At 54.0% G+C, this 16803-nt stretch carries 17 protein-coding genes; 14 read left to right on the top strand and 3 right to left on the bottom strand.

Annotated elements, in window-relative coordinates; genetic code table 11:
• Window positions 1–182: 182 nt before the first annotated feature.
• Window positions 183–515, bottom strand: coding sequence for a YecR family lipoprotein (gene yecR / locus HF650_RS14130; protein WP_187802695.1), 333 nt, complete (start codon window positions 513–515; stop codon window positions 183–185).
• A gap of 239 nt (window positions 516–754) precedes the next feature.
• On the opposite strand from yecR, the gene HF650_RS14125 reads away from it, so the two are divergent.
• On the top strand, window positions 755–1393 hold the full coding sequence (locus HF650_RS14125; RefSeq protein ID WP_023480165.1) for an RpiB/LacA/LacB family sugar-phosphate isomerase: 639 nt from the start codon (window positions 755–757) through the stop codon (window positions 1391–1393).
• 168 nt (window positions 1394–1561) lie between these two features.
• Here the strand turns inward: HF650_RS14125 and HF650_RS14120 are convergent, their stop codons facing one another.
• Window positions 1562–2983, bottom strand: a complete 1422-nt coding sequence (locus HF650_RS14120) for an MFS transporter (protein WP_187799221.1) — start codon at window positions 2981–2983, stop codon at window positions 1562–1564.
• Between the two features lie 214 nt (window positions 2984–3197).
• Between HF650_RS14120 and azuC the strand changes: the two genes are divergently transcribed.
• The 8 genes from azuC to otsA all read left to right on the top strand — a co-directional run bounded on the left by azuC (window position 3198) and on the right by otsA (window position 10600).
• The gene (gene azuC, locus HF650_RS14115; RefSeq protein ID WP_017458329.1) at window positions 3198–3281 is read left to right on the top strand and encodes a stress response protein AzuC; all 84 of its coding nucleotides are present in this window, start codon (window positions 3198–3200) and stop codon (window positions 3279–3281) included.
• 118 nt (window positions 3282–3399) lie between these two features.
• Window positions 3400–3651, top strand: coding sequence for a DUF2766 family protein (locus HF650_RS14110; RefSeq protein WP_023480161.1), 252 nt, complete (start codon window positions 3400–3402; stop codon window positions 3649–3651).
• A 118-nt stretch (window positions 3652–3769) separates the two neighbouring features.
• Window positions 3770–4327, top strand: coding sequence for a DJ-1 family glyoxalase III (locus HF650_RS14105; protein ID WP_187799220.1), 558 nt, complete (start codon window positions 3770–3772; stop codon window positions 4325–4327).
• 318 nt (window positions 4328–4645) lie between these two features.
• Window positions 4646–5626, top strand: coding sequence for an arabinose ABC transporter substrate-binding protein (locus tag HF650_RS14100; RefSeq protein ID WP_187799219.1), 981 nt, complete (start codon window positions 4646–4648; stop codon window positions 5624–5626).
• Window positions 5627–5696: 70 nt separating this feature from the next.
• Entirely contained in the window at window positions 5697–7211 is a 1515-nt protein-coding gene (gene araG, locus HF650_RS14095) for an L-arabinose ABC transporter ATP-binding protein AraG (protein ID WP_187799218.1), read from the top strand.
• Window positions 7212–7225: 14 nt separating this feature from the next.
• Window positions 7226–8209 (top strand): L-arabinose ABC transporter permease AraH, encoded by a 984-nt coding sequence (gene araH, locus HF650_RS14090; protein WP_023480059.1) that lies wholly within the window; start codon window positions 7226–7228, stop codon window positions 8207–8209.
• Window positions 8210–8394: 185 nt separating this feature from the next.
• Window positions 8395–9201 carry a trehalose-phosphatase gene (gene otsB, locus HF650_RS14085; protein WP_187799217.1) on the top strand — a complete coding sequence of 269 codons (807 nt, stop codon included), beginning with the start codon at window positions 8395–8397 and terminating at the stop codon, window positions 9199–9201.
• Complete coding sequence (otsA, locus tag HF650_RS14080; RefSeq protein ID WP_187799216.1) at window positions 9176–10600, top strand: alpha,alpha-trehalose-phosphate synthase; 1425 nt, start codon at window positions 9176–9178, stop codon at window positions 10598–10600. The genes otsB and otsA overlap by 26 nt, the downstream gene beginning before the upstream one ends.
• Window positions 10601–10645: 45 nt before the next feature.
• On the opposite strand, the gene uspC is transcribed toward otsA, so the two are convergent.
• The gene (gene uspC / locus HF650_RS14075) at window positions 10646–11071 is read right to left on the bottom strand and encodes a universal stress protein UspC (RefSeq protein WP_187799215.1); all 426 of its coding nucleotides are present in this window, start codon (window positions 11069–11071) and stop codon (window positions 10646–10648) included.
• Between the two features lie 778 nt (window positions 11072–11849).
• Here uspC and flhD point away from each other — a divergent pair.
• From flhD to cheA, 5 genes are all read left to right on the top strand, one after another.
• Complete coding sequence (gene flhD, locus HF650_RS14070; protein ID WP_023480187.1) at window positions 11850–12200, top strand: flagellar transcriptional regulator FlhD; 351 nt, start codon at window positions 11850–11852, stop codon at window positions 12198–12200.
• Window positions 12201–12202: 2 nt separating this feature from the next.
• Window positions 12203–12781: a flagellar transcriptional regulator FlhC gene (gene flhC, locus HF650_RS14065; protein WP_187799214.1), complete on the top strand. Its 579-nt coding sequence runs from the start codon at window positions 12203–12205 to the stop codon at window positions 12779–12781.
• Between the two features lie 127 nt (window positions 12782–12908).
• Complete coding sequence (gene motA, locus HF650_RS14060; protein ID WP_187799213.1) at window positions 12909–13796, top strand: flagellar motor stator protein MotA; 888 nt, start codon at window positions 12909–12911, stop codon at window positions 13794–13796.
• Entirely contained in the window at window positions 13793–14752 is a 960-nt protein-coding gene (gene motB / locus HF650_RS14055) for a flagellar motor protein MotB (RefSeq protein ID WP_187799212.1), read from the top strand. Before motA ends, motB begins: the two co-directional genes overlap by 4 nt.
• Window positions 14753–14762: 10 nt before the next feature.
• Window positions 14763–16796, top strand: a complete 2034-nt coding sequence (cheA, locus tag HF650_RS14050; RefSeq protein ID WP_223284329.1) for a chemotaxis protein CheA — start codon at window positions 14763–14765, stop codon at window positions 16794–16796.
• Window positions 16797–16803 lie beyond the last annotated feature (7 nt).

Genomic DNA, 16803 nt, shown 5'->3' with positions numbered 1-16803 from the left:
CAGGGGAAAGTGCCGCCACTATAATTTGTTATTTAATTATTTGCAAAAGGTAAAATAATAAAGCGTTTGATTAATAAAGAGAATGCGAATAACACGCATTGCCGGGGTGATATTTAAATAAATGAGAATTGTTTTGATTATTAATAAAAGAAAAAGCCAGCGCTAATGGCTGGCTTAAGAATTTACCAGGCCGCGCGGTTGGGATCGATAGCGATACCGCGACACTGATACTGAATGGTGATTTTGGTGTTCATGCAGCCTGAACCGCTGATCAAGCTACAGGTCTGCACCGGCTGACCAAATGCCACGGCGGTAGCATAACCCAACTGCTGGCACTGTTTGTTAGCGGTGCCCTGGGCGACATACTCATCGTAGCGCGCGGTCTGCATCATCGGCTGGTTAAAGCTCAGACGCACCACGCCGCTGGTGGTGTCCACGCTGCTCACTTCTGCTTCTTTGGTGATGGTACACCCGGCAAGGAGTAACAGCGTGGCGGCAATAACGACTCTCTTCATGACGTTGCTCTGCTTCATTTTTTCCATCTTCTCATCTTAATGCTGCCCTCCGCGCGGCAATCGTCGGAATAACCCCCCGAACACCCTCTACTAATCAGGACGGCAGGAGCGGGCCGCTCAAAACTGTGAGGCGGCTTTTGATTTTTAAAACCATTTTTCACTAAATTTGAAAGTATGTTTGTGAGGTAGTAAGGTTTAGGTAACCTTTGCTATCCGAAGCACGTCTACAGGAGATGAAAATGAAAATTGCACTGATGATGGAAAACAGCCAGGCGGCGAAAAACGCCATCATTCTCAAAGAGCTGAAAACCGTTGCCGATGAGAAAGATTTCCCGGTGTATAACGTCGGCATGAGCGACGAAAATGACCATCATCTCACCTATATCCACCTCGGCATTATGGCCAGCATTCTGCTCAACTCTAAAGCGGTGGATTTCGTGGTGACTGGCTGCGGCACCGGGCAGGGCGCGCTGATGTCGCTGAACATTCATCCGGGCGTGGTCTGCGGTTACTGTATCGATCCGGCCGATGCGTTCCTGTTCGCGCAGATCAATAACGGTAACGCGCTGGCGCTGCCGTTCGCCAAAGGCTTTGGCTGGGGCGCCGAGCTGAATGTGCGCTTTATTTTTGAGAAAGCCTTTACCGGCCGCAATGGGGAAGGTTACCCGCCGGAGCGTAAAGAGCCGCAGGTGCGTAACGCCGGGATCCTGAACCAGGTAAAAGCCGCGGTAGTTAAAGAGAACTATCTCGATACGCTGCGCGCCATCGATCGCGAGCTGGTGAAAACCGCCGTTTCCGGCGAGCGTTTCCAGCAGTGCTTCTTTGAAAATTGTCAGAACAAAGAGATCGAAGCCTTCGTACGTGAAGTGCTGGCCTGATAGTCACCTTGCCTGATGGCGCTGCGCTTATCAGGCCTACGGGCAGGCAGCTTGCCACCGGTGTCTGCTTTGCCTGATGGCGCTATGTTTATCAGGCCTACGGGAGCAAATTTCGCTATGCGCACCCGTAGGCCGGATAAGGCGTAAGCCGCCATCCGGCATTGCTGTTTAACGACTTTTCTGCGATACCGCACTGCCAGCATCCTTCGTCAAGCGCAGCGTATCAAACATGCCCACCAGACAGATCAACGCAATAAAGACAAACGCCAGCCGGAAACTGATCCCCTCTATCCCGCCGATCCCTAACCAGCCGCTGATATGCTCCCCCAGGCGAATGCCAATCGCGCCAAGCGTAATACCCAGCCCCACCGCCAGCTGTGTTGCCGTGCTAAACAGCGTATTGGCATAGCTCATCTGCGCAGATGGCACATCGGCAAACGCCAGCGTACTGACGCCGGTAAACTGCACCGAGCGAAAGACGCCGCCAAGATAGAGGATGACAAAGATCAGCCACACCGGCGTATCGGCGGTGAGAAACGCACAGGCCAGCAGCGCAATCACATTGAGCGCGCCGTTAATCAACAGCAGTTTGCGAAAGCCAAGCCAGCGGATAAGCGGCGTGGTCGCCGGTTTAATGGACAAATTCCCGGCAAACACCGCCAGCACCAGCAGCCCGGCATGAAAGGGATCCATCCCAAACCCGACCTGAAACAGCAGCGGCAGCAGAAACGGCACGGCGCTGATTGAAGCGCGAAACAGCGAGCCGCCGTACATGGTGACGCGAAATGTCGGCACCTGCATCGCGTCGAGGCGGATCATCGGCCACGTGTGGCGACGAAAATGGCGCAGCGTAAAGGCAAACATCACCGCGGCGAGCGCCAGCAGTACCAGCGTTAATCCGCCGGGCGGGTGTTGCGAACCGAGTGCTTCCAATGCATAAACGAAACTTACCATCGCCACGCTGGTGGAGAGAAAGCCGGTTAAGTCGAAAGGGCGGCGCTCCTCTTCGCGAATGTTGGGAATGATGCGCAGCGCCAGCGCCATCCCCAGCAAACCGAGCGGCACATTAATAAAGAAGATCCAGCGCCAGTCGGCGTAGTGGGTAATAAACCCGCCGAGCGGCGGGCCAATAATCGGTGCCACAAGCGCAGGCCAGGTGAGCGTAGCAATCGCGGTAATCAGCTGATGTTTCGGCGTGGTGCGCAGCACCGCCAGCCGCCCGACCGGCACCATCAGCGCGCCTCCCATCCCCTGCAGAATGCGCATCGCCACAAACATCTCAACACTGGTTGAGAGCCCGCACAGCACCGAGGCGAAGGTGAAGATCGCCAGCGCCAGTGTAAAAACGGTGCGTGCGCCGAAGCGATCGGCGATCCAACCGCTTGCGGGGATCAAGACGGCAAGGGTGATGAGATAGGCGCTGATGCTGATATTGAGCGTGACCGCTTCGACGCCAAAGCTCTTTGCCATATCAGGCAGCGCGGTAGCGATCACTGTGCCATCGATAAACTCCATAAAGAACGCGCCGGCCACCAGTAATGCAGCGGGAGAAACCGCGCCTCGCGTTTGCCTTGGGAAACTGTCGGTCATCAAGCGTCTGCCATTCACAAAAATAATTGAAGAAGCTAAAAAAAGTTTTAGCGCGCTAACTGTCGGATTTGTAATCGGATTGCTAATAAAACTACGCCATTTTTGATTTTTGAAACGTGATTTCGCTCTCAGATAGATTGATTTTTGTGACGAGCGTCATATTATGTCGCCCATTAAGGCTTGAGGCCTCCCTGACTATTTGCCGGAGTGAATGATGAAACTGCGTAAAATCCTGAAGCATATGTTTGAAACTTATTGCAAGACATTCAAGGACGTACCGCCTGGCGCGATGTTCTGAGAATAAAAAAACCTGCTGCGGCAGGTTTTTTTGCCTCTGCGCAACGCGGCCACGCGCAAAACTACTCTTGCCCGCCGTTTCCCGCTACTATGGCGCCCTTTTCAATAAGGAGCTTCCCATGTCGCAAAACACCCCCGCGGACCAGGAGCTGGTCTCTGACGTTGTCGCCTGCCAGCTGGTCATCAAACAGATCCTTGATGTCATTGACGTTATCGCGCCGGTTGAAGTGCGTGAAAAAATGGCTAACCAGCTTAAAACCATCGACTTCTCGACCCATCCTGCCGCCGCCGATCCGGTGACGCGCCGGGCGATTCAAAAAGCCATTGCGCTGATTGAACTGAAGTTTACTCCGCAGGGTGAAGCGCACTAACGCGCACTTTATCGATACCCGGCAGCGGGTCTGTGACGCAGCGAGGATTTTGAAACGCTGTTTTGATCAACAATAACGCCACCTGTTTCACCTGACCTTAATTGGCAAGGAGTCGGTCATGAAAAAAGTGGCGGTATTGTTAGCGCCGGGTTTTGAGGAAGCGGAAGCGATTATCACCATTGATATTTTGCGCCGTTTAGAGATTGAAGTAGAGACACTGGCCTGCGCGGATTCCCGCGCGGTGGTCAGCTATCACACCATTCCCATGGTGGCAGACAGCACCTTGTCAGAGCGGCAAGGGATGCTGTTTGATGCCATCGTACTGCCCGGCGGGCCGCAGGGCAGCGTTAATCTCGCCGCCAGCAGCGACGTCGTGCAATTTATAAAAGCCCACGATGCGGCGGGTAAACTGATCTGTCCAATCTGCTCCGCGGCTGCGCGCGTGCTGGGTGGCAACACTCTGCTGAACGGGCGTCGGTATGTCTGCTCCGGCGATCTCTATCAGCAGGTGCGCGACGGTGAGTATGTTGATGCGCCCGTTGTTGAAGATGGCAACCTGATCAGCGGCAAAGGGCTGGGACACGCTTTCGATTTTGCCTTCACCCTTGCCGCGCGTCTGCTGGGTGACGAAAAACCCGTTCGCGATCACGCCGATCATATCTACTACCGCTGGTAATCGTTTCGCCCGGCCGCGCCCTGCGGCCGGGTACAAGGATAAGCTGGCTGACGTTATGGATTATCCTGCTTTAACTCATGCGATTTGTCTGACAAAAGCCGCTGACTTTATGGTTAAATTCGCTGAATTTATGTACGGAATTACTGTAATTCAGCCGTGTGATGTCGCTCTCCTATGGAGAATCAATTTCCCGCTAAAACTATTTCCAGCACAGATGTCCATCTGGTGCCTGGGCGCTAATGCCTTGTTTTTTTAACTTTTAACAATACCAATTATTTCTGTTCCCTACATAAAAGCGTGTTTAAGCCGGAGTTTACCATGCACAAATTCACTAAAGCGTTGGCGGCCATCGGCCTGGCTGCCGTTATGTCACAATCCGCTATCGCTGAAACCATGAAGCTCGGGTTTCTGGTTAAACAGCCGGAAGAGCCCTGGTTCCAGACCGAGTGGAAATTCGCTGACAAAGCGGGCAAAGAGTTAGGTTTCGAGGTGATTAAAATCGCCGTCCCGGATGGCGAAAAAACGCTGAACGCCATTGATAGCCTGGCGGCCAGCGGCGCGAAAGGGTTTGTCATCTGTACACCGGATCCGAAACTCGGCTCCGCCATTGTGGCAAAAGCACGCGGTTACGACATGAAAGTGATTGCTGTCGATGACCAGTTCGTCAACGCCAAAGGCAAGCCGATGGAGTCCGTTCCGCTGGTGATGATGGCGGCCAGCGAAATTGGCGCGCGCCAGGGTGAAGAGCTCTATAAAGAGATGCAAAAACGCGGCTGGGATGTGAAAGAGACCGGCGTGATGGCCATTACCGCTAACGAACTCGACACCGCACGTCGTCGCACCACCGGCTCGATGGACGCGCTGAAAAAAGCGGGTTTCCCGGAAAAACAGATCTACCAGGTGCCGACCAAATCTAACGATATCCCCGGCGCATTCGATGCCGGTAACTCCCTGCTGGTACAGCACCCGGAAGTGAAGCACTGGCTGGTGCTGGGTATGAACGATAACACCGTGCTCGGCGGCGTACGCGCCACCGAAGGCCAGGGCTTTAAAGCGGCGGATGTGATCGGGATCGGTATTAACGGTGTCGATGCGGTAAGCGAGCTGTCGAAAGGGCAGGCCACCGGCTTCTATGGCTCCCTGCTGCCAAGCCCGGACGTACACGGCTACAAAACCAGCGAACTGCTCTACAACTGGGTGACGAAAGGCGTTGAGCCGCCGAAATTCACCGCAGTGACCGATGTGGTGCTGATCACCCGCGATAATTTCAAAGAAGAGCTGGCGAAGAAAGGACTGTAATGCTCTGTCGGTTGTGCTCCCCGTGTGAATGGGGAGCCTGTCGTACCCTCAACTGCTTCACGGAGACGTTATGCAACACTCCACTCACTATCTCTCGTTTCGCGGCATCAGCAAAACCTTTCCCGGCGTGAAAGCGCTGAGCGATATCACCTTCGACTGCTACGCCGGTCAGGTACACGCACTGATGGGCGAAAATGGCGCGGGGAAATCCACCCTGCTGAAGATCCTCAGCGGTAACTATGCGCCCACAGGCGGCACGCTGGCGATCAAAGGCGAAGAGGTGGTGTTTAGCGACACCACCGCGGCGCTCAACGCCGGCGTGGCGATCATCTACCAGGAGCTGCACCTGGTGCCGGAGATGACCGTCGCGGAAAATATCTACCTTGGTCAACTGCCGCAAAAAGGCGGCATTGTGAACCGCTCGCTGCTCAACTACGAAGCGGGCCTGCAATTACAGCATCTTGGGCTGGATATCGATCCGCAAACGCCGCTTAAGTATCTCTCTATTGGTCAATGGCAGATGGTGGAGATCGCCAAAGCGCTGGCGCGCAATGCCAAAGTGATCGCCTTTGATGAACCGACCAGCTCCCTGTCGGCGCGTGAAATCGACAACCTGTTCCGCATCATCCGCGAGCTGCGCAAAGAGGGCAGGGTGATCCTCTATGTTTCCCACCGCATGGAGGAGATCTTTGCCCTTAGCGACGCCATTACCGTGTTTAAAGATGGTCGCTACGTGCGCACCTTCAGCGATATGCAGCAGGTCAACCACGATCAACTGGTGCAAGCAATGGTCGGACGCGAGCTGGGCGATATCTATGGCTGGCAGCCCCGTTCGTATGGCGAAGAGCGTCTACGGCTGGAGCAGGTGAAAGCACCTGGCGTGCGCATGCCCATTAGCTTAAACGTGCGCAGCGGCGAAATCGTTGGCCTCTTTGGCCTGGTCGGTGCCGGGCGCAGCGAGCTGATGAAAGGGCTGTTCGGCGGGACGAAGATCACCGAAGGCCAGGTCTTTATCGATGGCGAAGCGATCAACATCCAGAAACCGGCCCATGCCATTCGCGCAGGAATGATGCTCTGCCCGGAAGACCGTAAAGCCGAGGGGATTATCCCGGTGCACTCGGTGCAGGAGAACATCAATATCAGCGCCCGGCGCAAATATATCCGCGCAGGCTGCCTGATTAACGATGGCTGGGAGAGCGAAAACGCCGCGCACCATATTCGCGCGCTCAATATCAAAACCCCCGGCGCCGAACAACTGATTATGAATCTCTCTGGCGGCAACCAGCAGAAGGCGATCCTTGGGCGCTGGCTGTCGGAGGAGATGAAAGTGATCCTGCTCGATGAGCCGACGCGCGGTATTGATGTCGGTGCCAAGCATGAGATCTACAACGTGATCTACGCGCTGGCCGCGCGTGGCGTCGCGGTGCTCTTTGCTTCAAGCGACCTGCCCGAAGTGCTCGGCGTTGCCGACCGCATCGTGGTGATGCGCGAAGGGGAGATTGCCGGTGAGGTGTTACACGGTCAGGGTGATGAACAGCAGGTGTTGAGCCTGGCTATGCCAAAAGTGAGCCAGGCGGTCGCCTGAGTAAGGAGAATACGATGTCATCTTTAACAACGGCCCGCGCGCCGAAAAAGTCGCCCTTTAGCGTCGGGCGCATCTGGGATCAGTTTGGCATGCTGGTGGTCTTCGCCGTGCTGTTTATTGGCTGCGCGGTGTTTGTGCCGAACTTCGCCTCCTTCGTCAATATGAAGGGGTTAGGGCTGGCGATCTCCATGTCCGGCATGGTCGCCTGCGGCATGCTCTTCTGCCTCGCGTCCGGCGATTTCGACCTCTCGGTCGCCTCGGTGATTGCCTGTGCCGGTGTGACTACGGCGGTGGTGATTAACCTCAGCGAAAGCTTGTGGATCGGCGTCGCCGCCGGCCTGCTGCTCGGCGTGGTCAGCGGCTTTATTAATGGCTTTGTCATCGCCCGCTTAAAGATCAACGCCCTGATCACAACACTTGCGACCATGCAGATTGTACGCGGTCTGGCCTATATCATCTCCGACGGTAAAGCGGTCGGTATCGAAGATGAGCGCTTCTTCGAACTTGGCTATGCTAACTGGCTCGGTTTACCTGCGCCAATCTGGCTGACGGTCGGCTGCCTGATTATCTTCGGCTTTCTGCTGAACCGCACCACCTTTGGCCGCAACACGCTGGCGATTGGCGGTAATGAAGAGGCCGCGCGGCTGGCAGGTGTGCCGGTGGTGCGCACTAAAATCATTATCTTTGTGCTTTCCGGGCTGGTGTCGGCGGCGGCGGGGATTATTCTCGCTTCGCGCATGACCAGCGGACAGCCGATGACGTCGATTGGTTATGAGCTGATTGTCATCTCAGCCTGCGTATTGGGTGGTGTTTCACTTAAGGGTGGCATAGGAAAAATCTCGTATGTGGTGGCCGGTATTTTGATTCTTGGCACCGTTGAGAACGCCATGAACCTGCTCAATATCTCCCCCTTCTCACAGTATGTCGTCCGCGGTCTGATCCTACTGGCAGCAGTGATCTTCGACCGTTACAAGCAGAAAGCGAAGCGCACGGTATAACGCTAACTGCTTAAATTATCGACACAACCTCTCAGTGTAATTCCCCCTTTAACCAGCCGCGAATGCGGCTGGTCTTTCATTGTTAAAATGGCGAGCGGCGTCACACTGTCTATACTTACATAGCTAATGATAATGGGCCGCAGCGAAATATCGGCTCACATGATGAATGTAAGGAGGAAACAAGGGTGGACGACGCGTTATCAAAACCGCCTCTCTTTTCCGGTGATTTTGCCTTTTTTTTCGATTTGGATGGCACCCTCGCTGATATTAAACCGCGCCCGGATGACGTTTTCATTCCGGAACAGGTGCTGATCAGACTTTCATTGCTTGCAGAGATGAATAACGGCGCGCTGGCGTTAATTTCAGGGCGCTCAATTAGCGAGCTTGATGAGCTTGTTAAACCATATCGTTTCCCGCTTGCCGGTGTTCACGGGGCAGAGCGTCGCGATATCTCAGGTCAAACTGAACGGGTGACATTACCGAAAGAGGTGCTTATTCCGCTGGAGCAGGCGCTTCGGCAAGGGCTGGCGTCGCTTGACGGCGTCGTGCTGGAAACCAAAGGGATGGCATTCGCACTGCACTATCGCCAGGCACCGCAGTATGAAGAAGCGGTTTTTGCCCTGGCCCAACAGATGGTTGATACCTTTCCGCAACTGGCTATGCAGCCAGGCAAATGCGTGGTTGAACTAAAACCATCAGATATTCATAAGGGCGCGGCCATTGAAGCCTTTCTGCGCACGCCGCCCTTCACCGGCAGGAAACCGGTGTTTCTTGGTGACGATCTTACTGATGAACATGGTTTTGAAACCGTCAATAAACGGGGCGGTATCTCGATTAAAGTCGGTTCAGGCGAAACCCACGCACAGTGGCGGCTGAACGACGTCCGGGATGTTCATCACTGGTTGGAACGTATGTCCGAGTATCAAAAAAAAGAAGAAAAGGCGCTAACAAACAGGAGAGATGGCTATGAGTCGCTTAGTCGTAGTATCTAATCGAATTGCACCGCCTGATGATAAAAAAGCCAGTGCTGGCGGACTGGCAGTCGGTATTTTGGGCGCACTGAAAGCCGCAGGCGGCGTCTGGTTTGGCTGGAGCGGCGAAATCGGCGATGAAGATCAACCGCTGAAAGAGGTGAGCAAAGGGAACATTACCTGGGTCTCATTCAACCTTAGCGAAGAGCATCACGAGCAGTATTACAATCAGTTCTCCAACGCCGTATTGTGGCCCGCTTTCCACTACCGTCTCGATCTGGTGAAGTTCCAGCGCGAAGCCTGGGATGGCTACCAGGAAGTGAATGCCTTACTGGCTGATAAGCTGGTACCGCTGCTTAAAGAGGATGACATTCTCTGGATCCACGATTATCACCTGCTGCCATTTGCCAGCGAGTTGCGTAAACGCGGCGTCAAAAACCAGATTGGCTTCTTCCTGCATATTCCTTTCCCGACGCCGGAGATCTTCAACGCGTTACCGCCGCACGCAGAGCTGCTGGAGCAGCTGTGTGATTACGATCTGCTCGGCTTCCAGACTGAGAGCGACCGCACCGCGTTCCTCGATAGCCTCTCAATGCAGACGCGGCTCAGCACGCGTAACAGTAAAGAGCATATGGCGTGGGGTAAAAACTTCCGCACCGAAGTCTACCCGATCGGTATTGAGCCGAACGAGATCGCTCAGCAAGCTTCCGGCCCGCTGCCGCCCAAGCTGGCGCAGCTGAAAGCCGAGCTGAAGAATGTGAAAAACATCTTCTCCGTTGAGCGTCTGGACTACTCGAAAGGTTTGCCGGAGCGTTTCCTCGCCTATGAAACGCTGCTGGAGAAATTCCCCGAGCACCATGGCAAGATCCGCTATACGCAGATCGCGCCGACCTCGCGCGGTGAAGTGCAGGCTTATCAGGATATTCGTCACCAGCTGGAGACGGAAGCAGGGCGCATTAATGGTAAATATGGTCAGCTTGGCTGGACGCCGCTCTACTACCTCAACCAGCATTTCGATCGCAAAGTGTTGATGAAGGTCTTCCGCTATGCAGAAGTGGGGCTGGTAACGCCGCTGCGTGATGGCATGAACCTGGTGGCGAAAGAGTACGTGGCGGCGCAGGATCCGGAAAATCCGGGTGTGCTGGTGCTGTCGCAGTTTGCCGGTGCGGCAAACGAACTCACCTCCGCATTACTGGTTAATCCCTACGATCGTGACGATGTCGCTGTGGCCCTTGACCGTGCGCTGCGCATGCCGCTGGCTGAACGTATTTCGCGCCACGCCGAGATGCTGAAAATCATTCAGGAGAATGATATTGACCACTGGCAGCAGAGGTTCATTAACGACCTAAAGCACATCACGCCACGTAGCGCGCAGAGCGAGCTACAAACCAAAGTGGCGACCTTTCCGAAACTCGCGTAAGCCGTAAAACAGAGCGCTCCCGTCACCGCGGGGGCGCTTTTTTATTCATTCTCCCAGCGACACCAACAGCACATCTACTTCACTATGCTTCACAACACGCTTCGCCGCGCAGGCCACACGGGAGAAAAAGGTCTGGTTGTGGTTACCGCATATCACCAGATCGACGCCTCTTGTCCGGCAAACATGCAAAATATGTTCACTCAATTCACCAGAGGCAATTAGCGTTTGCTCAATCGGATAATGTGTACTGGTTACTAATTCGTTAAGAAAGTGTTGCATTTCTTCATAAACAAGAGTTCGCACACTCTCCATCATTGGTGCAGCAAGCTGATTATAGAGTTCGGGGTCTGAAGCAAGCGTTATTAATGTGATTCGGGCGCGAGAAGGGCGAGCAATATCAATCGCTTTGGCGAGAAGCTGATGACTCTCGGGGGTCATCGCCACCGCAACCAGAAGATGCGCGTAGGCCATTGCGTTCTCCACGAGGTATTCCAGTTTTTCTCACCATTACTCTGTTTCACGCTCCAGTGCAAGCTATCAACATTACTACCCTGTGAAGGTAATCATAAATATTCATTAATTATTCTTACGTAATAGAGCGTACATATAATAAGCATGTTAACGAATATTAAATACCTAACTGAAATTTAAAGAATATATCGCTAAATTCCTTCGTCGATCATCCGACTCATTAACGAAATTCAAATGGTAACTTAAGTCAACTAATTAGCCACGCTAAAATCTTAAATTATTGTTTTATAAGCATATTTATTTATGTGTCTGCAATAGATACATTTAGCTGAATCGAGGCATTGGAGCATGTCATACCTCTGACCAGTAGCGCTTTATTACGGTTTGTACTGCACAAGTATTCGTACTAGTGGAATAAAAAAGTGTTCAATCGAGCAATTAAACACCAAATCACAAGCGAGACTGATAGATTTCTTCTCAATAATCACGTAAATTATGTGACGTGGATCACAAAAATTTCAAATTCCCGCTCTGTTCAGATTGTATGTCGAAGCACCTACGAGTACAGTTGCGTCGAATTAGGAAAAATCTTAGTTCTTTGTAAGAAATGATTAAGAGAGCAGCAAGGCATTAACATCTCAACGAAGCGCCTTGCTTGCGAGATCCTGAGTCAGTTATGCATTTAGCCTTTCTTTTTTATACCGGGTTTTTTCCCGGCGACATCACGGGGTGCGGCTTAGCCGCATAAGATTCAAGTTGGTTATTCTGGATGGGAAAAATGCATACATCCGAGTTGCTGAAACACGTTTACGATATCAATCTGTCATATTTACTCCTTGCTCAGCGTCTCATTAGCCAGGACAAAGCCTCCGCCATGTTCCGTTTAGGGATTAATGAAGAGATGGCAAACACGCTGGGTGAGTTGACCCTGCCGCAGATGGTAAAATTAGCTGAAACCAATCAGCTTATTTGTCAGTTCCGTTTTGACAATCATCAGACTATCACTCGTCTGACCCAGGAATCGCGTGTGGATGACTTGCAGCAAGTCCATACCGGTATTTTGCTTTCAACCCGCCTGCTCAACGAATCATCTAAAAACGGCGACGCGGCCAGGAAGAAAAGGGCTTAATCATGAGTGAGAAAAGCATTGTTCAGGAAGCACGCGACATTCAGTTAGCCATGGAGCTGATTACACTTGGCGCGCGTTTACAGATGCTGGAGAGTGAGACGCAGCTTAGCCGTGGTCGTCTTATCAAGCTCTACAAAGAGCTGCGTGGTAGCCCGCCGCCTAAAGGCATGCTGCCATTCTCCACCGACTGGTTTATGACCTGGGAACAAAACATCCACGCGTCGATGTTCTGCAACGCCTGGCAGTTTTTGTTAAAAACCGGTCTGTGCAGCGGCGTTGACGCAGTCATTAAAGCTTATCGACTTTACCTAGAACAGTGCCCTCATTCTGATGAAGGCCCGCTGCTGGCGCTGACTCGCGCCTGGACGCTGGTCCGTTTCGTGGAAAGCGGAATGCTGGAGTTGTCGCGCTGTAACTGCTGCAGCGGTAACTTTATTACCCATGCTCATCAGCCTGTTGGTAGCTTTGCCTGCAGTTTATGCCAGCCGCCGTCCCGTGCGGTAAAAAGACGTAAACTTTCCCCGGAAGCTGCCGATATTATTCCACAACTGCTGGAAGAACAGATGGATCAGGCTGTTTAACCGAATCAGGTGGAATGAAAACTCCAGCAGCGGTGCTTTAATGCCGCTGCTTTTTTTTGCCCGCCGTTCGTGAAAACCCTCCGAAATGTTTCTCCTGAGCCTTAGTCATTAGCAGAAGGATGATGTCGTGCTTATCGTATTAGGTTACCTGATAGTAGTTGGTGCAGTCTTAGGCGGTTATATGATGACCGGCGGTCACCTTGGGGCACTCTATCAACCCTCTGAACTGATTATTATCGGCGGGGCGGGTGTAGGTGCATTCATTGTGGGCAACAACGGCAAAGCCATTAAAGGCACTATCAAAGCGTTGCCGCTGCTGTTTCGCCGCTCTAAGTACACCAAAAGTATGTATATGGACTTGCTGGCGCTGCTCTATCGCCTGATGGCGAAATCACGTCAGCAGGGGATGTTCTCACTTGAAAGAGACATTGAGAACCCGAAAGAGAGCGAGATTTTCGCCAGCTACCCGCGCATTCTGGCCGACGCCACAATGCTGGAGTTTATTGTCGATTATCTGCGTCTGATCATCAGCGGCAACATGAACACCTTCGAAATCGAAGCGCTGATGGATGAAGAGATTGAGACCCACGAAAGTGAAGCGGAAGTGCCTGCCAACGCCCTCGCGGCGGTCGGCGATTCGCTGCCAGCGTTCGGTATCGTTGCGGCGGTAATGGGTGTGGTTCACGCACTCGCCTCGGCGGATCGTCCGGCGGCAGAGCTGGGGGCACTGATTGCCCACGCAATGGTGGGCACCTTCCTCGGCATTCTGCTGGCGTACGGTTTTATCTCGCCGCTGGCAAGCGTTCTGCGCCAAAAGAGCGCAGAGACCGCCAAGATGATGCAGTGCGTCAAGATCACACTGCTGTCGAATCTGAACGGTTATGCCCCGCCGATCGCGGTCGAGTTTGGTCGTAAAACGCTCTACTCAAGCGAGCGTCCATCGTTTGTCGAGCTGGACGAGCACGTGCGTGCTGTCCGCAATCCTAACCAACAGACGACAACCGAGGACGCATGAAAAATCAGGCCCATCCTATCGTCGTAGTTAAACGGAAAAAACATAAAGGCCATGGTGGCGGCGGTCATGGCTCGTGGAAAATCGCCTATGCCGACTTTATGACGGCGATGATGGCGTTCTTCCTGGTGATGTGGCTGATCTCCATCTCCAGCCCGAAAGAGTTGATCCAGATTGCGGAGTATTTCCGCACACCGCTGGCAACAGCGGTCACCGGTGGGCCGCGTATTTCCAATAGCGACAGCCCCATTCCGGGCGGTGGCGATGACTACACACAGCAACAGGGCGAAGTGCAAAAACAGCCCAACATTGATGATTTGAAACGACGCATGGAGCAGTCGCGCCTGAGCAAGCTGCGCGGCGATCTGGACCAGTTGATCGAGGCGGATCCGAAGCTGCGCGCCCTGCGCCCGCATCTGAAGATCGATCTCGTGCAGGAAGGGCTGCGCATCCAGATTATCGATAGCCAAAACCGGCCGATGTTTAAAACCGGAAGCGCGGAAGTCGAGCCCTACATGCGCGATATTTTACGGGCAATTGCCCCGGTGCTGAACGGCATCCCGAATAAAGTGAGTCTTTCCGGCCATACCGATGATGCCCCCTACGCCAACGGTGACAAAGGGTACAGCAACTGGGAGCTCTCAGCCGATCGTGCAAACGCATCGCGCCGCGAGCTGGTTGCCGGTGGGCTGGATGATGGCAAGGTACTGCGCGTTGTCGGCATGGCCGCCACCATGCGCCTTGTCAACCGCGGTCCTGATGAAGCCATCAACCGCCGAATCAGTCTTTTGGTGCTCAATAAACAGGCAGAAGCGGCCATTCTGCATGAGAACGCCGAGAGTCAAAGTGCGCCGATAAGCGCCATTACACAGCCTGAGCCCGCAGCGCCGGCAGCCCCCGCGCCAGCCGCTGCGTCTCCGGTAGCAGTTCCCACATCGCCACAAGCCAATCCGAGGTGATAGCGTGAGCATGGATATTAGTGATTTTTACCAGACATTCTTTGATGAGGCCGACGAACTGTTGGCCGATATGGAACAACATTTATTGGACCTGGTGCCGGAAGCACCTGATTCAGAACAGCTCAACGCCATCTTCCGCGCCGCTCACTCTATTAAAGGTGGTGCGGGAACGTTTGGCTTTACCATTCTGCAGGAAACCACGCACCTGATGGAGAACCTGCTGGATGAGGCACGGCGTGGCGAAATGCAGCTTAACACCGACATCATCAACCTGTTTTTGGAAACCAAAGATATTATGCAAGAACAGCTCGACGCCTATAAAAGCTCGCAAGAGCCGGATGCTGCCAGCTTCGAATATATCTGCAACGCTTTGCGCCAGCTGGCGCTGGAAGCGAAAGGCGAAGCCGTTCCGGCTGCCGGCAGCGCGAAGCTCTCTGTGGTTGAAAGCACCGTACCGGCTGCTGATGCCGCACCGGCTGCAGCGAACGACGGCAAGCTGCGCGTCGTGCTTTCGCGCCTGAAAGAGAGCGAAGTCGCCCTGCTGGAAGAGGAGCTGGGCAACCTCGGTACGCTAAGCGATGTGGTTAAAGGCACTAATAGCCTGAGCGCCACCATTGATGGCGGTCTTGGTGAAGATGACATTATTGCGGTGCTCTGCTTTGTCATCGAAGCCGATCAAATCGCCTTTGAGAAAGCCGCGCCAGCCGCGGTTGAAACGGTTACCGACGCTGCTGCGCCAGCAGAAGAGGCCGAAGCCGCAGTTCCTGCCGTTCAGGCAACTGCCGCCCCGGCACTGAAAGCCGTTGCCAAAGAGCCACAGCCTGCAGGCCGCGAAAAACCGGCGCGCGCCGCCAGCGAGTCAACCAGTATCCGCGTAGCGGTTGAAAAAGTTGACCAACTGATTAACCTCGTCGGCGAACTGGTGATTACCCAGTCGATGCTGGCCCAGCGCTCCAATGAGCTGGATCCGGTGACCCATGGCGATCTGATCACCAGCATGAGCCAGCTGCAGCGTAACGCCCGCGATCTGCAGGAATCGGTGATGTCGATTCGTATGATGCCGATGGAGTATGTCTTCAGCCGCTTCCCGCGTCTGGTACGCGACCTGGCGAGCAAGCTGGATAAACAGGTGGAACTGACCCTGCAGGGCAGCTCGACCGAGCTTGATAAGAGCCTGATCGAACGCATTATCGATCCGTTAACGCACCTGGTGCGTAACAGTCTCGACCACGGTATCGAAACCCCGGAGCGACGTGTTGAAGCGGGCAAATCGCCGATTGGTAACCTGATCCTCTCCGCAGAGCATCAGGGCGGCAACATCTGCATCGAAGTGACCGATGATGGCGCCGGCCTTAACCGCGACCGCATCCTCGCCAAAGCGATCTCGCAGGGCATGGCGGTAAGCGAAACCATGACCGACGAAGAGGTTGGCATGTTGATTTTCGCCCCGGGCTTCTCCACGGCAGAGCAGGTGACGGACGTCTCCGGCCGCGGCGTGGGCATGGACGTGGTGAAACGTAACATCCAGGAGATGGGCGGCCATGTTGAGATCAAATCGAAGCAGGGTACCGGTACGACTATCCGTATCCTGCTGCCGCTGACGCTGGCGATCCTCGACGGCATGTCCGTTAAAGTGAATAACGAAGTCTTTATCCTGCCGCTCAACGCCGTCATGGAGTCGTTGCAGCCGCGCGAAGAAGATCTGCATCCGCTGGCGGGCGGCGAGCGCGTACTGGAAGTGCGTGGCGAATATCTGCCGCTGGTCGAGTTGTGGAAAGTGTTTGATGTGGCGGGGGCAAAAACCGAAGCCACGCAGGGAATTGTTGTCATTCTGCAGAGCGCAGGTCGTCGCTATGCGCTGCTGGTCGATCAGCTGATTGGTCAGCACCAGGTGGTGGTGAAAAACCTGGAGAGCAACTATCGCAAAGTGCCGGGGATTTCTGCCGCCACCATCCTCGGTGATGGTAGCGTCGCGCTGATTGTGGACGTCTCAGCGCTGCAGGGATTGAATCGTGAACATCGTATGGCGCACACAGCCGCCTGATTTAGTT

The organism is Kosakonia sp. SMBL-WEM22 (genome assembly GCF_014490785.1).
In the GTDB taxonomy this organism is placed as follows: domain Bacteria; phylum Pseudomonadota; class Gammaproteobacteria; order Enterobacterales; family Enterobacteriaceae; genus Kosakonia.
The sequence above is the reverse complement of the archived record's forward strand: the minus strand, read 5'-3'. Positions and strand labels throughout refer to the sequence as shown.

Excerpts from the sequence above, each read along its gene's own strand:
- yecR (WP_187802695.1), bottom strand. The coding sequence starts at position 515 with ATGAAGAGAGTCGTTATTGCCGCCACGCTGTTACTCCTTGCCGGGTGT.
- HF650_RS14125 (WP_023480165.1), top strand. The coding sequence starts at position 755 with ATGAAAATTGCACTGATGATGGAAAACAGCCAGGCGGCGAAAAACGCC.
- HF650_RS14120 (WP_187799221.1), bottom strand. The coding sequence starts at position 2,983 with ATGACCGACAGTTTCCCAAGGCAAACGCGAGGCGCGGTTTCTCCCGCT.
- azuC (WP_017458329.1), top strand. The coding sequence starts at position 3,198 with ATGAAACTGCGTAAAATCCTGAAGCATATGTTTGAAACTTATTGCAAG.
- HF650_RS14110 (WP_023480161.1), top strand. The coding sequence starts at position 3,400 with ATGTCGCAAAACACCCCCGCGGACCAGGAGCTGGTCTCTGACGTTGTC.
- HF650_RS14105 (WP_187799220.1), top strand. The coding sequence starts at position 3,770 with ATGAAAAAAGTGGCGGTATTGTTAGCGCCGGGTTTTGAGGAAGCGGAA.
- HF650_RS14100 (WP_187799219.1), top strand. The coding sequence starts at position 4,646 with ATGCACAAATTCACTAAAGCGTTGGCGGCCATCGGCCTGGCTGCCGTT.
- araG (WP_187799218.1), top strand. The coding sequence starts at position 5,697 with ATGCAACACTCCACTCACTATCTCTCGTTTCGCGGCATCAGCAAAACC.
- araH (WP_023480059.1), top strand. The coding sequence starts at position 7,226 with ATGTCATCTTTAACAACGGCCCGCGCGCCGAAAAAGTCGCCCTTTAGC.
- otsA (WP_187799216.1), top strand. The coding sequence starts at position 9,176 with ATGAGTCGCTTAGTCGTAGTATCTAATCGAATTGCACCGCCTGATGAT.
- uspC (WP_187799215.1), bottom strand. The coding sequence starts at position 11,071 with ATGGCCTACGCGCATCTTCTGGTTGCGGTGGCGATGACCCCCGAGAGT.
- flhD (WP_023480187.1), top strand. The coding sequence starts at position 11,850 with ATGCATACATCCGAGTTGCTGAAACACGTTTACGATATCAATCTGTCA.
- flhC (WP_187799214.1), top strand. The coding sequence starts at position 12,203 with ATGAGTGAGAAAAGCATTGTTCAGGAAGCACGCGACATTCAGTTAGCC.
- motB (WP_187799212.1), top strand. The coding sequence starts at position 13,793 with ATGAAAAATCAGGCCCATCCTATCGTCGTAGTTAAACGGAAAAAACAT.
- cheA (WP_223284329.1), top strand. The coding sequence starts at position 14,763 with ATGGATATTAGTGATTTTTACCAGACATTCTTTGATGAGGCCGACGAA.